Here is a 14,979-nt window from a genome sequence, read left to right as displayed (position 1 = left end):
TAAAATTAACGTTTTATACTTATGAAGAATAGTTTACAATTAAACATTTATTTAAAGCGCAACAATCGTGCTTGCATGGTTTTTAAGCGCAACGGTATTTTGTACCGGATTAACAATTTAACGAAGGTTAATGAGTTTATACAGGCCATGAAGGAGCTGGTTGTTTCGGTTAAGATGGAAGCAATGGAAGATTTTTACCTGGAGCTTTATGACCATAGGGGCAAATGCTGGGTATTGGAAAGTACGCTTTTGAAGGGTATAGTAGCATTGAAGCTGTGGTTTCAAAGTGAAAGCTCTGGCGAGCATCTGGATGTGAGGTTTAGCTGGGAAGGGATAGCACTGGATTTTATCAGATCGGTGCATGATATGGAGGTAATGGCGGGGATATCGAGGGTTTTTGGGATTTACCGTAAGGATTAAGCCCCACGTCATCTCGACGATAGGAGAGATCTCTTGGTTAAGCATAGTTCAAGAGATACCTCGTCGCTTTGCTTCCCTCGGCATGACGATCGACTAAACACCTTGTGCTGCCCAACAGCGCTGTGTTATTCTGAAAAACACATTTTTAAAAGGAGTTTATATGTCAAGATTATTTATTTATACAAAGGATGTGCAGTTATTGACGGGGAAAGGCAGAACGGCTGCCCAAAAACTGATATCCGTTATTAAAAAGAGATTTAATAAAGGCAGGTATGAACAGATTACTGTAGCGCAATTTTGTGCCCATACTAATCTGGATACCAAATTGGTAATTGAACAATTGAGTTGAGGTTGCAAAAATTTTTATGTAAATTTGATACATGATACGGAAACTCGTAAAAGTTGAATCTGATAAGATATCCATTTCTGTTCCAAAAGATTACATTGGGAAAGTAATGGAGGTGATTGCTTTTTCCAGAGATGAGACCGTAAGTAAAGAAGCTAAGAAAAAGAAAAAAGCTACTTTTAATGCGGTGTCATTAGATACGGTTGGTTTTAAATTGTAAATCCATTTAAATAGTCCAGGCTTGATGCCTGCATAAGTCCGCCCATGCCTGTTCATGCCTGCGGTACTATGATTTTATGAATAGCCGCTATACCTTTGTTTCCAGCATCGGGTTTCAATGATCTTACCGGCCGGGAGATCAGCTAACCTCAAAGGTGCCTTCTAAAAAATCAAATCATTAAATTTTAAGATTATGGCTACTTATAAAAAGGGCATCCTTGGCTACTTTCGCGGTACCGTGGGCACCGTTGTTGGCTCAGTTTGGCGTGGCATCCACTACATGAAAAGTTTGCCTGATGTGGGCGAGGACAACCCTAGCCCGGCGCAAATAAATGTAAGGGCAAAACTGGCATTGGTGAGTCTGTTTTTCAAACGCCTTAAGGCTTTGATCAATATTGGCTACCAGCAGTTTAAACGGGGTGCTACACCGGTAAATGCGGCTACCGGCTATCATTTAAAAAATGCAGTTACCGGAACCAGCTCATTAAACTATGCCATTGATTATGAAAAGGTGATAATTAGTGTTGGGGATTTGCTGCCTGTTGAGGAAGCGGAGGTCCTGATTACTACTGCTGCCAAGCTTGACTTTAGCTGGGCAAATAATGCACCGGTTGGCGATCCGGGTGAAACGGATAAGGCCACCTTGCTGGTGTATAATCCGACCAAAGACAAGTTTGTAACGCTGGCAGGTGCTGCGCCAAGATCGGCAGCCGCTTATGTGTTGCAACTGCCTGCTACTTTTAGCGGGGATAATGTGCATGCCTGGATTTCATTTGTAAGCGTTGACGGGAAGGAAGTTTCCAATAGCTTTTATGCAGGGGAATTTTTGGTGCTTTAACTATTGGGGTGCTGCGCGCGCAGCACCCTTGTTTATTTCTTATACGTCACGTCATCTCGAACCGCAGGGAGAGATCTCTTGATTATGCATAGTTCAAGAGGTTCCTCGTCGCTACGCTAGCTCGGAATGACGACCGCGTTAGTAGCGTGATGCTAAAACAAAAAACACTTAAAAAACAAATTCATTATGAAAACATTAGATATTAAGTATTGGGGTATAAACCTCATTAACCTTATAAACGAGGTGAAGAAAGAACACAGGTTGTTTGGGCTATTGATGATTGCCTGGGGCATGATTACGGCATTTTTAAACAGCCCTGGAATGACTTCGGGAATTAACCAGAGTGTGCCGTTAATGGTGGTATTAAGCCTGATTACCTTTCTGCTATTGCTTGAATTGAGCTGGTGGTTGTTTACGAGGTTTTGGTTGCGGGTTGGATTGCCCGGAATGGAACATATGGTTGTACAATTTGAAGATTTGGACGCATGGCAAAAGCTGGGATTTTTATGGGCATCGTTTGCCTTGGTATTATTGGTGGGGCTGGGGTGTTTGATGGTGGTGGTGTAAGACAAGAGGTGCTGCGCATAGCCAGAGCAGAGGTTGGTGTTAAAGAGAGGACAGGGAATAATGACGGGCCAAGAGTTGAAGAATACTTAGCCTACACAGGGCTTAAAAAGGGAAATCCTTATTGTGCGAGTTTTGTTAGTTGGTGCTTTCATAAAGCGGGATATGATCAGCCTAGAACGGCCTGGTCTCCTTCTATGTTTCCGGCATCAAGGATGGTAAAAGAGCCAAAGCCTGCTGATGTGTTTGGCGTTTATTTTCCAGAATTTAAACGGATTGCGCATGCAGGGATAGTTGCTGAAATAAAAGGCGACTGGCTTGTAGGGTATGAGGGTAACAGTAACAATGATGGCAGCAGGAACGGTGATGGGGTTTATCAGCGCTTGAGGCACAAGAGAACGGTTAGCCGTTATGCTGATTGGATAATTTTAAAACAATGAACGGTATGTTCATGAGCGGGCATTGGCTGGGTTGCGAATGCAATGAGCTTCGCAGGCGCGGTCCTCGAAGGATATACCTTCATTGTTATACGGAGTTAGATCCTTCACTTCGTTCTGGATGACAAAGGATTCGTTCTGGATGACAAAACATTGTTCAGGCATAGTTCAAGAGGTTTAACTCGAAGCATTTATTGCGCTTCTGTTGAGCTCGCAAGCTCGGTTCTCCCTTCGGTTCGAGAGGATGAGTGTATTAAAAAAACATAAAAAATGGCAAGATATAAAAACGGAATAAACGGGCCATTTAGTGGCAAAATAGGTAATGCAGTTGGTGCAAATTACCGAGGCATTGATTATATGCGGAGTTTACCAGAGCTTACGCAAAAGCAGCCAACAGAAAAACAGTTGAACCAGCGGGCCTTGTTGGCTATGGTAAGTGGCTGGCTGGCGCCTTTAAAAGCGCTGATCTGGATAGGCTACCAGGTTTTTACGGGCGATAAAACGCCTATGAATGGATGTGTATCCTATCATTTAAAAGAAGCAGTTACAGGTAATTCGGCTGCGGAATACGCGATCAATTTTGCCAGGGCCATATTTAGCCGCGGAGAACTGCTGATCTCTTTGATTAAAGAAGTACTGGTGTTAATTGAGGGGATCCTGCGGATTGAATGGGACAACCCATCGCCCTCGGCTTTTTGCAGGGATGACGATAAGGCCAATGTGGTGATTTACAATCCTGCAAAGCAGAAGTTTGTAACTTTTAAGGATGTGGCGCAACGCGGGGATAAGCGGGTGGATTTACAGCTGCCGGCAAACTTTGCCGGGGATAGTTTACATGTTTGGATGCATTACGTGAACGCAGAAGGAAACGCGGTAAGTACGACGGTTTACGTTGGCGAACATTTATTGAGCTGAGGCTTTGTTTTGGTGATTTTACGCAGGGGGTGGTACAAAAAACTGCCCCGGTAATTTTGGGAGAGCTTAGCGGATTTGGTTTTCTGGTGTTTGGAAAGTTGGTTTATGGGCAGTTGAGGTGGGTTTTAGAGTGATTTTAATTTTTTTTTCAAAAAAAAGCAAAGGGCAAGCTGGTTGCCCTTTGCTTTTTTAGTATTGGGGGTAATTCTTAATGGCTAAAGCGATATATAGCTGGAGCTGTAAAAAGAGTTTGAACACCTAAAAGAAATAATAAAGTATGAAAAGTACTGCAAGAAATCGCATCAAAGCTGCTGTAACCTTAGTATGTTTTTTGATTTTGTGGATGAGGGGTTATTCGCAAAACCAGCCCACTCCGGTTATTCCTCCATCACCAACAGCAACGGGACTGGGTAAATATGGTGATATTCCTGTTTCATTGTATACGGGAATTCCCAGTGTTGATATCCCGTTATATGAAATTAAAACAAGTGGGTTAAACGTACCTATCTCCTTAAATTATCACGGGTCTGGAGTCCGTGTGGAAGAAGAAGCATCTTGGGTTGGTTTAAATTGGAGTTTATTGGCTGGCGGTGTAATTACCCGGTCCGTGCGTGGTCTTGACGATTTAAATGAACAAGCGTATCTTCCTTCTTCGCAGGAACGTTATGGTTATCCCGATGCCCCTGCATTACCACTTTCTTTTGGGAATATTCCTGGCATTAATGACTATGGTTATTCAGAGCAAGATATGTTGGCTCACCTGGCCATGTTTGGAGATGCCTGTTCGAAAAGAATTGATGTAGAGCCAGACGCCTTTTATTTTAACTTTGGCGGGCGTTCGGGTAAGTTTGTGCTTGAAAAGAGAGCCAGTTCTTCCGATCCGATTGTTGTATGTCTTTCTGCACAGGAAAAGATTAGCATTAATGTAAACTATGACCCCGGTATTGCGGGTTTTAAATGGACGCTGATAACTGAGGACGGCACTCGATATATTTTTGGTACATCAGAGAAAACCAGGAGTACCAGCTCTTCTTCTGGTATGGAAAGTTCCAGTGACCCCGGAGGAGACCCGGAAATAGTAACCTCTTCGTGGTATTTAGATGAGATAATTGCACCGAATGGCGAAAATATCCATTTTAAATATTCGGCACCTTCAGTTAATGGTAGCCGAAGCCAGTTGTCTAGAAGTGAGAGCAGAATTCATCGCATATCTTCAGGTGGCGAGGAATATGAACCGGTTGGACATACTTACCATCGTTCCCTTAATGTAACCTACAACGTTTATCTGGAGGAAATTGATTTTAGGAATGGCAATATAACTTTTGTGAGAGACGACAGGACTGATGTCCAGCCCTTTGTTGCCGGAGCCTTACCAAAAAAACTAAAAGAAATAATTATATCAACGGTTATAAATACCGTCAAAACACCATTTAAAAGTTTTGATCTGGGTTATACTTATTTCAATAACAGTTCATCCTCTTACGCAGAAAAAAGACTTAAACTAATTAGTGTAACTGAAAGAAATGGAAGCGATATTAAACCGCCTTATACTTTTGAATATATTGACGGCAGTGGTATGGATTTGCCAGCAAAGAATTCAAAAGCCAGAGATCATTGGGGTTTTTATAACGGGAAGTCTAATACCAGCATTTACGACGTTACTTCGCCCAACAATAATGGCGGCTGGATCAGTACCCTCATTCCTCCAACCAATACGCTAGCTGCATTTGGCCAAAATTTCTTAGCCGGAGCTGATCGTAACGCCGATACTGCCTATGTAAAGTATGGCGTATTAAAAAAAGTTACTTATCCTACCGGGGGTACATCTGAATTTGAGTTTGAATCCGGCGATTTTCAATCCCAGCACCAGGTTGTTAATCACCGGAATGAATATCTTAGGAAATTTGGAAGCTTGATTGCTTATCCGGGGATTGATTTTCCTGATCAAACCTTTCCAGAGGAAATTACAATCACCGTGCCTGACAATACAGTAGTTACAATGACTGCCAATGTAAACTATAGTCCTTATGATCCATGTTCAAATAACGCGTCTCCCGACCTTTATGCCAGCATAGAAAGGGTAGGTACACCATATTATGTCAAAGGTCTTGTGCTGGAAGTTGGGTGTGATCCTGGTTCGGATTACAAAGTAGGCCAACTGGTTGTGTCGCTTTCGGCTGGAACGTATTTGATAAAGACATATGCTGAAGGTACCATTGAAACAGGCTTGGTGGTTTCCTGGGATGAGCAGACTTCAGTTGTAGAGTATTCTAAACCTGGAGGTGGGGTGCGCATCAAAAAAACCAGAGATTATGATGGTATTGATCACGCCAATGATATTGTTAAACAGTACACTTATGGCGCTTTAACGACTGGTGGCGCTTTTGCATCTTCCGGGACTTTGTTAAGAACCCCACTTTATGAAAATATAGTAAACAATTCGCTAAAAAGAAGTTCTGATTCAAATATCCCACTAGGTAATTTTGCTCAGGGTAATCCAATTGGCTATGGAATGGTAACGGTGTCAAGTGGTGACAATGGTAAGAGCGATTACTATTACCGGAGTATTGCCGATGAAGTTTCACCTGAATATTTTCCTGGGATACCCAATGCTGTTGCTCCAGGAAACGGGCTTTTGGAACAAACTATTGACTATAAAAAGGTAAACAATAGCTATAAAAAAATTAAAGAGGTTACTAATACCTATAATAATAATTTTTCCCAATTAAAAACGGTTAAAGGGATGAAAATTCAGGGTTGTGGGAATGTTGGGGAGCTCGGTTATCTAACCAATACCAAAATCATGTTTTATGACAATTTATCAGAATGGATACATCCCGAATCTCAAACAACTACGATTTATGATCCTGATGATGAGAGTAAATTCACCCAGTCGTCAACTTTATCATTTTACGGGAACCCGGCTCATTACCAGGTAACAAAAACAGAAAATATACAAAGTGACGGTTCAAAGCTCATAACGGAGTATAAATACCCGGCAGATTATGCAGGTGTAAACAGCGGTTTCATAGGTATGATGAAAGGACCAGCTCATATTCATAATGCTGTTGTAGAAAAAGTGGTAAAGAAAGAAAAGGATTCAAATACTAAAATTGTTGGGGCATCTTTTAACACGTATGATGACTTTGGTTTCCCGGTAGGTATTTCAGAATTAGAGCTCAACGCTCCTAAAGTTAATTTTACAAGTTCATTAGCTACAGGGACAGCGGCCGATAGCGACTATAATTTAAAACGGACTATAAAATATAGCCAGACTCATAACCCTATTGAGGTAAAGGATAAAAATGAAGTGGTTACTTCTTATCTATGGGGTTATGGCGGACAATATCCTGTAGCAGAAATAAAGAATGCAGATTACACTGCTATAGAAAACATTAAAGGTGCTGTTGTTATTGATAACTTTAGTCAATCATATCCCGATAAAGCAAGTTTAGATGCATTTATAGCACCCTTGAGAACCGGCTTGCCCAATGCTCAAATCACTACCTATATCTACAATCCTCTTGTTGGCTTAACCAGTCAAACGGATGCCAAAGGTATGACTGCCTATTATGAATATGATACTTTCCAGCGGTTAAAATACATCAAAGACCAGGATGGGAACATCTTAAAATCATACGATTATCATTATAAACCTTAAACGAATCCTTATGAAAAAGCAATTGATGGCTGCTCCAAAGGGAGCGTTAATGATAATGTTATTGTCATTGTTTATTTTTACCGGTACAAAAGCGCAGCACATTACGCTGAATAGTTATAGCAACCAAACTGAAATAAAAGCTACGGGAAGCGTGACGCTGACGGATGGCTTTTATATTCCTGCAGGGAAAATTGTAAGGATATTTACCGGGGCAAGTTTCCAGGAATGTGTACCTTTTTTAAGCACAGCAAGTGCCGATCAGAATTACATCAGCACAAAAATTTTTAAAGTAGCTGGAGTTGATAATAGCAATATTAACAGCGCCCGGAGTACATGTGAGGTAAACCAGACCATACAGTATATAGATGGGCTGGGCAGGCCACTGCAAAGTGTAACTGTACAGGGCAGCCCGACGTTCAAGGATGTAGTGCAGCCGGTGGCTTATGATGCGTATGGCCGGGAACAGCTTAAATACCTGCCTTATACAACTGTTACAGGTGCGAATGGGAGCTTTAAACCTTCTGCTTTAACAAGTCAGGCAGGTTTTTATGCTAGCCCACCTGCAGGTGTGACTACTATTGGTACAGCTTTTTCGGAAACCAGGTTTGAAGCTTCTCCTTTGAACCGGGTGCTGGAGCAGGGCGCCCCGGGTGCCAGCTGGCAGATTGCTGTCAACAATACCGGCCATACCCAGAAAATAGACTATGGATCCAATAACAGTTCCACTGCTTACAGCAGCATCGGATTTGCCGTAAGGTTATATAATGCTGTCTCTTCTACTACACCTGGTGAAGAGTATAAACGCAGCTTAAGCGGAACAGGTTATTACGGAGCAAATGAGCTATACCTGACGATCAGCAAAGATGAGAACTGGGTAAGTACCGATGTAAAAGCCGGTACTACGGAAGAATATAAGGACAAAGAAGGCAGAGTGGTGCTGAAAAGGACATTTAACAGAACACCTGCACCTGCCAATGTTATCGAAGTGCTGAGTACTTATTATGTGTATGATGACTTGGGGAACCTGAGTTTTGTATTACCTCCCGGGGCAAACCCCGATGCAGAAGCCGTGCCTAGCCAAACCACGCTGGATGAGTTGTGTTACCAGTACCGTTATGACGGTAGAAAAAGATTAATTGAAAAAAAGATCCCCGGTAAAGGCTGGGAACATATGGTTTACAACAAACTGGACCAATTGGTGCTGAGCCAGGATGCCATGCAGAGAGCAGCAAACCAGTGGCTGTTTACCAAGTATGATGCTTTGGGCAGGGTGGTTATGACAGGGTTGTATGCAGATGCTGCGCTGAGAGGTACTTTAGCTACTACAGTGAATAACCAAACGTACCTGTGGGAAACCCGTGCAAGTAACGGGACAACCGGATATGACAATGCCTCTTTTCCGCAAAGCATTGCCTATCGTTATACCATCAATTACTACGATGATTACAATTTTCCAGGTACTTATGCCCAGCCCGATGGCACTACACAAATGTCTGCTGGCAGGGTAAAAGGATTGCAAACCGGAAGTTTTGTTTACCTGATCAACAGTACTACCCGTTACCTGAATGTAAACTATTACGACGCAGACGGGCGGGTGATCAAAACTACAGCAGAGAACCATTTGGGCGGTAAAGACATCATCGACAATACCTGGAACTTTGCCGGGGAACTGACGGCCAGTACCCGAACACATACAGGAGGATCGGCTGCTACAACAACCATTGCGAATCGTTATGAATATGATCATATGGGAAGGAAGAAAGCTACGATGGAATCGATCAATGGACAGCCTGAAGTGGTGATGAGTAAAATGGATTACAATGAACTTGGTCAACTGTCAAAAAAATCGTTGCATAGTACCGATGGCAGTAGCTTTTTACAAAATACAGATTATGCTTACAATGAAAGAGGCTGGTTAAATAATAGCAAATCAGATCAGTTTAGTATTAAACTGAAATATGCTGATGGAACTTCCCCACAGTATAATGGCAATATTGCTAATCAGGAGTGGGGTATTGCTGAACCTTATCCAAATGTGTACACCTATAATTACGATAAGTTAAACCGTTTGGAGAGCGGTGTAAGTACTGGTGTGAATATGAGCGAATACCTGACCTATGATGTAATGGGCAATATTGCTTCGATGAACCGGGATGGCGCAGGTGTAAGCACTTATAGTTATACTGGTAACAGGTTAAACCAGATTGTGAGCGGGCCATTGGCAACCGCTGGCTATGTTTATGATTTGAATGGTAATGCCACAACCGATGGACGGAACGGGGTAACGATAGATTATAACATGCTGAACCTGCCATCAACAGTTAGCAAGCCTGGGCTGTTGGGCATGAGTTACACTTATGATGCAACTGGTGCCAAGTTGAAGAAGGAGAGCAATATGGAAGCTACTTCTGATTATGTAAATGGTATCCAATATACCGGAGGAGCCATTGAGTTCATTATGACTGAGGAGGGGAAGGCGAGAAGAAATCCTGGAACTCCTGATATTTATAGTTACGAATATAACCTGACTGATCATTTGGGTAATGTAAGGTATACTTTTAATCAGCATCCAAGTACATTACAGTTGCAACCTTTACAAGCGGATAACTATTATTCTTTTGGTAAACAAAAAGTTGCAAGTGGAGGAGTGAATAAATATCTTTACAATGGCAAGGAGTTGCAAAATGAGCTGGGACAGCTCGATTACGGGGCAAGGTTTTATGATCCGGAGATTGGAAGGTGGAATGTGATTGATCCATTGGCGGAGAAGATGATGACATGGTCGCCATACACCTACGCATTCAACAACCCAATAAGGTTTATTGATGTTGGTGGCATGTGGCCATATCCCGTTACAGTTAGAGCATTTGCACCTACAGGTTCCTTTAGAGGTACGGGATTCAATGATGATAATAGAGGTTTCTCAGCTAGTAATAATGTAACTTCTCGTTTATCTCAGACTACTACAATCGATCCGAGTAAAGGCACTATACGTGGTGGAAACGTAACTAGTTCTGGAACACATTGGAATGGCATACCTGCTGGTAATGCTGAAAACTTCACTTCGGAAGGGGGTGTAGATAGAATTTTTACTTCCAGCGACAACGGTCAAAGTACTATGTCTTATGACGCACATCTTACTGGCTCAGATCCTGTGGGTCTTGGTCTGGCACCAGAAGTAGGTGTAAATTCATCTGTTAGTTTAACGGAGAATCTTAAAGAAGGTTATGTTGATGCGAGTGTTACCTTATCAAGTAAAGGGTTTCCTGCAACTGAAGCAACAATAGGCGATTCAAAAGGACAGCGTATTTTGTTGACTGGGGCTGCAGCTTATGGTGGACTTAAAACATTAGCAAATGGTGATGTAAAAGAAGTTGCGAAAGTAGGTGTTCGCATTAATATTAATAATAAAGGTCAATTTACTGGGATTGTATTTGGAGGTAAAACCTATAAAATAGATGATTGGAACAAGGCACAGCAAGCGAAACCAGCTGGTCCATTCCCAGAAAAAAAGCAACAATAATGAAGAAGACTATATACATAACCTTTAACCTAGCATATCAGTTGATTGTGTTCTTTTGTTTACTATATGCAAATACGTATATTAATGATAATGTTGTGCCAGAGAGTCTTTTGTGGCAAAATAATCAGCCTAGAGTAGATACAGCAGGTATGTTGGGGTTTGCAGCTATTAAAACACTTGTTTTGATCGTTGAAGGAGGAATCCTTGTATTATTGGTATATTTTATCAATCGATCAGTTATGAATAATGGTACTATTATAAAACGTACCCTAAAAGTAAATGTGATTGTGACTATGTGTTTTATTATAGTACTTATCTGGGGTAGTTTTAATGGGTATCTTTGGTGAAATTAATTTCTAAAATAAACAATAAAAGCCCTCAATTGAGGGCTTTTATTGTTTAGCTAATAGGCTGTATATACGCTTAGCTGCATATACGGTCAACCTGTTTGTTTTTATATCTGCAAGTTGTGTTTTTGTACGTACATCCCGCCTTCGGCAGGTCTGTCTACAGCATGCATACGGTAACTGGTATTATTTCATATCGAAAACAAAGGCATTGCCATTAAAAACCATCTATGAAAATCAGCAATTTACCTTAACAAGTGTAGCTGTTAATATTACACCTATGAAGTTAGCGGCAAAGCTATTTGAGATACCTAATAAAAGCCGAATTGCACGTGCTAGATGGTAAACTAGGATCGGTAAAGAAGGCTGTTCAGTTAATCTTTCCTAATGATGAAGGCCGAATTATAGTTAAGGCAGTCGTATTCATATTGTGTTCGATAATAGCTGATAACAGGCAATATATGAAATTGCCAGAAAGTCTTCATCCGGCAATAATTAATTGAAGATTAATAGATAGATTAGTAGTAAAGTATTTTGGAAGAATAAGGGATTACCTTTTTTCAGAAGGGTTAAAACAAAGTGATGATTCAGTTTAAATGATATAATCTCTTTGTCTGAAGATACGTACAGATGGAATGGTAGTAAATGGACAAAACAATATTTTTGGTAGAGCGGGTCAGCCATTGTCCATTTATATCGCATGATCACTAATAAAAGAATGAAAAAATTACTATATCTTAGATTACTAGTTTATACTGGAATATTATGCTTTTTTAGAACAATATACGTAATAGCCGCATTTTCACTGGGCTTTGGGTCGGCTTCTGATCATCTTAGAACAGATATTTTATTGAATGTAATGCTGCTTATCTTTAACTGGCTCGCCTATGGGCTATTTTTGTATTTACTGGATCTTTCAAGTAGAAGAACAGAACTTTTGATAATGTTCTTTATTACTTTAATAGTTTGGGTATCATTATTTTTTTATTATAATTTTTAAAAAATTACGGAACAAGTGTGTGCATGGTACATTATAGAACGCCATTAGTCGGTACATGTATTAGTATGCATATGAGGGCGGGTTATGGGCTGAACTATTTAGGTCAACCAGGAAAAATATAGATTTCAAAAAAAGAAATAACATGAAAAAATATTTATTATTGTGCGCATGTATAATAGGATCTTCCTTTTATGTTAAAGCTCAAAAAAGTGAAGATGATCTAAAGAATCTGGTTATTAAAAATATTCTTAGTTATCAATTCAGGTACGCCCTTGATTACAAGCTTTTTATTGAACATAAAGACTTACTGCAGGGAGAAAGATTATTTTTTAATGAGTTTTGGTCAGATAGTACTAAAAAACTGAAGATCGATATGTTTAAGTCCGAATTGGCTTATCCTGTAAAGGGATACACAATATATCGGTTTTTCAAAAAAGGTTATCGATTTAAGGTTGATTCTAATACAGAAAGTTATAGTCCGTCATCGGCAGACTTTGATGAAGATTACTTAGTGGCCTATAATGAGCGTACAAAAAGCATCAAGTTTATCAGCGGGAATTTTTTTAAGTCAAAGATTGCGGATGATTTCAAGCTAGATTTGAATAATCCGTTGACATTTTCAGATTATTTAAAGCTTAAATATTATAATACCAAGTGTACACAGTTTAAATTTATTAGCGAGAAAGCAGGAATTCTTTATTTTTATGGAACGGGAGGGGTTAATAATCAGGAATTGTCTTTCATTGTAGATGCGAGAGACTTTAATATTTCAAAAGTGCAGTATAAAGAAAACAAGATCATTAAATAGCAATGCCGCTGTAAAGCAGTATCTGCATTGACCCTAACATGACTTTGCTAAATTTGAATTAAGAATGAAATCATTGATTAAGGCTGTTCAACTTTTATTGATCATACTATTTTTTTTAGTAGCATTCATTATGTTACTTTATCACGCATCAGGTCATAAAATACCCATAGAGACTGATTTGAAATTTGGTGGGATATTGGTTTCTTTAATTGTTTTGTATTTCCTTTTAGGATTTTTAAATCGCAGGATATTTTAAAAAAGCTTATATAAATGAAGATATTTCTACCGATCAAATATTTTTCAAGAGCGTGAAACATAGAAAATATTTGATTTATTAGCTGGCTATGAAATTATTTATAATATTTATTTTAAGTATCGCTTTGCACTCTTGTCGTACTACAAGAATTGATGTTTCGGAACGGGAGTATTCTACAGGGTATATGGGAATGCCTGGGGAGATTACGTTTGTTTTTAAGAATGGGAATCAGTTTTATTATTATGAACGATTGTATTACTCGGAAGGAACGTTTGTTTGGGTAGATAAAAGCAAGATTAAACTTACTAGCAAGATAAAGGGCTTTGAAATTCCTTATAAGGAAGCAAAATGGTTCCAGAATATCAGTAATAAAGAAATAACACTTAAAGCAAATAAACTGTTATTCGAGGGTTTTACATTGAAACGAGTTAATGTAAAAAGGTTAAAATAAACTGGATTAAAGATGTTGCATTAGACTTTTTCTTCGGATCAATCAAATTTAACAGTAGTTCTGAAAGTTGGCGAAGATTAATAGATAGATTAGTTGTATGAAATCAATCTTAGCTCTGGTGCTGTCTCTTGTCTTAAATTGTTCTTTTGGTAAACAGGTTTTAGAACTAATATTAAAACAAAAATAGCTGAGATTAAGACACCAACCAGAAATTCATTAATTGATAGAGACCCAAATCATAAGTAAAGCATGAAAATAAAATGTATTGCGATAAAATTAGAAAAAGATCAGTTGATTTTGCTTGGGAAATACGGTAATGCTAAAAACCATTTTTCTGTTAGTATTGGTAAAGAATACATCGTATTTGGGTTGACATTTAGATTTGAGGAATTTGGTAGCGGATGTTTCGTTGAGATACTTTCTGATAATAATCATCTTATTCAGGTGCCAATTCTTTTGTTTAATATGATAGATCCACGACCATCAAAGCACTGGGAAATCAAACAGTTTTCAGAAAAGCTTATTACCTTTTGGCCTCCCTCAATGTATAAAGATTTTTATCATGATGATTTGTCTGAAGATGTACCCGATGTAGTGGAGGATTTTTTGGAAGTAAAAAAGAAAATTCTATTTGAGTTTTAATTTGAAGTGTATTTTTATTTGAAGTTGATTTTTAAATCGCAGGATATATGATCTGTCTTCGTTTGGGTGTATCCTAAAATATTTAAAAAAGTGAATGATTATGAATCAAGATGAATTTATCAAAATATTAAAGAGAGATGTGACAAAATCTGGCACCAACGATGTAATTAAAAATTTAATTGCTCCTGTAGGTCGAAAATCTTCAGAAAAGCTTTTAAAGATGTCTGAGTTTTATAATTCAATGGATGATGCAAATAAAAAGATCATAAATGAAATCATTTATGAGGCAATTGATACCGGTATTTTTGGGTTTCTTTGTCTTATTGACGGAGTTCGATCGGTTAATATGAATGGAGAAGAAAATCACCTGAAATTAACTTTTATTAATGATAACACTGGAAAAGAGACGGTTCTCAACAATCCAAATCAAGATTTTTTGCATGATATTTATAATGCGGAGTAAAAGCCTATGTATTTAAAACAAGAACTAATCAACAATAGGACGAATAAAGTGAAAACGTTGCCTGGATAAGTTGGTAGAAAGAGGCCGGT

General features: G+C 39.2%; 14 protein-coding genes. All 14 read left to right on the top strand.

The window, feature by feature from the left end:
* Positions 1–21: 21 nt before the first annotated feature.
* The 14 genes from R2Q85_RS16160 (at position 22) to R2Q85_RS16095 (ending at position 14,890) form a co-directional block, all read left to right on the top strand.
* Positions 22–420 carry a hypothetical protein gene (locus R2Q85_RS16160; protein WP_316812841.1) on the top strand — a complete coding sequence of 133 codons (399 nt, stop codon included), beginning with the start codon at positions 22–24 and terminating at the stop codon, positions 418–420.
* Positions 421–580: 160 nt separating this feature from the next.
* Entirely contained in the window at positions 581–769 is a 189-nt protein-coding gene (locus R2Q85_RS16155; RefSeq protein WP_316812840.1) for a hypothetical protein, read from the top strand.
* Positions 770–800: 31 nt separating this feature from the next.
* Positions 801–986 carry a hypothetical protein gene (locus R2Q85_RS16150; protein ID WP_316812839.1) on the top strand — a complete coding sequence of 62 codons (186 nt, stop codon included), beginning with the start codon at positions 801–803 and terminating at the stop codon, positions 984–986.
* A 192-nt stretch (positions 987–1,178) separates the two neighbouring features.
* Positions 1,179–1,823 (top strand): DUF6266 family protein, encoded by a 645-nt coding sequence (locus tag R2Q85_RS16145; protein ID WP_316812838.1) that lies wholly within the window; start codon positions 1,179–1,181, stop codon positions 1,821–1,823.
* A gap of 186 nt (positions 1,824–2,009) precedes the next feature.
* On the top strand, positions 2,010–2,390 hold the full coding sequence (locus tag R2Q85_RS16140) for a hypothetical protein (RefSeq protein WP_316812837.1): 381 nt from the start codon (positions 2,010–2,012) through the stop codon (positions 2,388–2,390).
* Positions 2,330–2,827, top strand: a complete 498-nt coding sequence (locus R2Q85_RS16135) for a peptidoglycan-binding protein (protein WP_316812836.1) — start codon at positions 2,330–2,332, stop codon at positions 2,825–2,827. The genes R2Q85_RS16140 and R2Q85_RS16135 overlap by 61 nt, the downstream gene beginning before the upstream one ends.
* Before the next feature lie 267 nt (positions 2,828–3,094).
* The gene (locus R2Q85_RS16130; RefSeq protein WP_316812835.1) at positions 3,095–3,739 is read left to right on the top strand and encodes a DUF6266 family protein; all 645 of its coding nucleotides are present in this window, start codon (positions 3,095–3,097) and stop codon (positions 3,737–3,739) included.
* A gap of 277 nt (positions 3,740–4,016) precedes the next feature.
* Positions 4,017–7,400, top strand: a complete 3,384-nt coding sequence (locus R2Q85_RS16125) for a hypothetical protein (protein WP_316812834.1) — start codon at positions 4,017–4,019, stop codon at positions 7,398–7,400.
* A gap of 10 nt (positions 7,401–7,410) precedes the next feature.
* Positions 7,411–10,923, top strand: a complete 3,513-nt coding sequence (locus tag R2Q85_RS16120; RefSeq protein WP_316812833.1) for a DUF6443 domain-containing protein — start codon at positions 7,411–7,413, stop codon at positions 10,921–10,923.
* Positions 10,923–11,270, top strand: coding sequence for a hypothetical protein (locus R2Q85_RS16115; RefSeq protein WP_316812832.1), 348 nt, complete (start codon positions 10,923–10,925; stop codon positions 11,268–11,270). The genes R2Q85_RS16120 and R2Q85_RS16115 overlap by 1 nt, the downstream gene beginning before the upstream one ends.
* 1,142 nt (positions 11,271–12,412) lie before the next feature.
* On the top strand, positions 12,413–13,078 hold the full coding sequence (locus tag R2Q85_RS16110) for a hypothetical protein (RefSeq protein ID WP_316812831.1): 666 nt from the start codon (positions 12,413–12,415) through the stop codon (positions 13,076–13,078).
* 344 nt (positions 13,079–13,422) lie between these two features.
* Positions 13,423–13,785, top strand: a complete 363-nt coding sequence (locus tag R2Q85_RS16105; RefSeq protein ID WP_316812830.1) for a hypothetical protein — start codon at positions 13,423–13,425, stop codon at positions 13,783–13,785.
* Positions 13,786–14,034: 249 nt separating this feature from the next.
* Positions 14,035–14,427, top strand: a complete 393-nt coding sequence (locus tag R2Q85_RS16100; RefSeq protein ID WP_316812829.1) for a hypothetical protein — start codon at positions 14,035–14,037, stop codon at positions 14,425–14,427.
* Positions 14,428–14,527: 100 nt separating this feature from the next.
* Positions 14,528–14,890, top strand: a complete 363-nt coding sequence (locus tag R2Q85_RS16095) for a hypothetical protein (protein ID WP_316812828.1) — start codon at positions 14,528–14,530, stop codon at positions 14,888–14,890.
* Positions 14,891–14,979 lie beyond the last annotated feature (89 nt).

Source organism: Pedobacter heparinus (genome assembly GCF_032678725.1).
GTDB classification, from domain to species: domain Bacteria; phylum Bacteroidota; class Bacteroidia; order Sphingobacteriales; family Sphingobacteriaceae; genus Pedobacter; species Pedobacter heparinus_A.
The sequence above is the reverse complement of the archived record's forward strand: the minus strand, read 5'-3'. Positions and strand labels throughout refer to the sequence as shown.

Coding starts and splice junctions, on each gene's coding strand:
- R2Q85_RS16160 (WP_316812841.1), top strand. CDS start 22: ATGAAGAATAGTTTACAATTAAACATTTATTTAAAGCGCAACAATCGT.
- R2Q85_RS16155 (WP_316812840.1), top strand. CDS start 581: ATGTCAAGATTATTTATTTATACAAAGGATGTGCAGTTATTGACGGGG.
- R2Q85_RS16150 (WP_316812839.1), top strand. CDS start 801: ATGATACGGAAACTCGTAAAAGTTGAATCTGATAAGATATCCATTTCT.
- R2Q85_RS16145 (WP_316812838.1), top strand. CDS start 1,179: ATGGCTACTTATAAAAAGGGCATCCTTGGCTACTTTCGCGGTACCGTG.
- R2Q85_RS16140 (WP_316812837.1), top strand. CDS start 2,010: ATGAAAACATTAGATATTAAGTATTGGGGTATAAACCTCATTAACCTT.
- R2Q85_RS16135 (WP_316812836.1), top strand. CDS start 2,330: ATGGGCATCGTTTGCCTTGGTATTATTGGTGGGGCTGGGGTGTTTGAT.
- R2Q85_RS16130 (WP_316812835.1), top strand. CDS start 3,095: ATGGCAAGATATAAAAACGGAATAAACGGGCCATTTAGTGGCAAAATA.
- R2Q85_RS16125 (WP_316812834.1), top strand. CDS start 4,017: ATGAAAAGTACTGCAAGAAATCGCATCAAAGCTGCTGTAACCTTAGTA.
- R2Q85_RS16120 (WP_316812833.1), top strand. CDS start 7,411: ATGAAAAAGCAATTGATGGCTGCTCCAAAGGGAGCGTTAATGATAATG.
- R2Q85_RS16115 (WP_316812832.1), top strand. CDS start 10,923: ATGAAGAAGACTATATACATAACCTTTAACCTAGCATATCAGTTGATT.
- R2Q85_RS16110 (WP_316812831.1), top strand. CDS start 12,413: ATGAAAAAATATTTATTATTGTGCGCATGTATAATAGGATCTTCCTTT.
- R2Q85_RS16105 (WP_316812830.1), top strand. CDS start 13,423: ATGAAATTATTTATAATATTTATTTTAAGTATCGCTTTGCACTCTTGT.
- R2Q85_RS16100 (WP_316812829.1), top strand. CDS start 14,035: ATGAAAATAAAATGTATTGCGATAAAATTAGAAAAAGATCAGTTGATT.
- R2Q85_RS16095 (WP_316812828.1), top strand. CDS start 14,528: ATGAATCAAGATGAATTTATCAAAATATTAAAGAGAGATGTGACAAAA.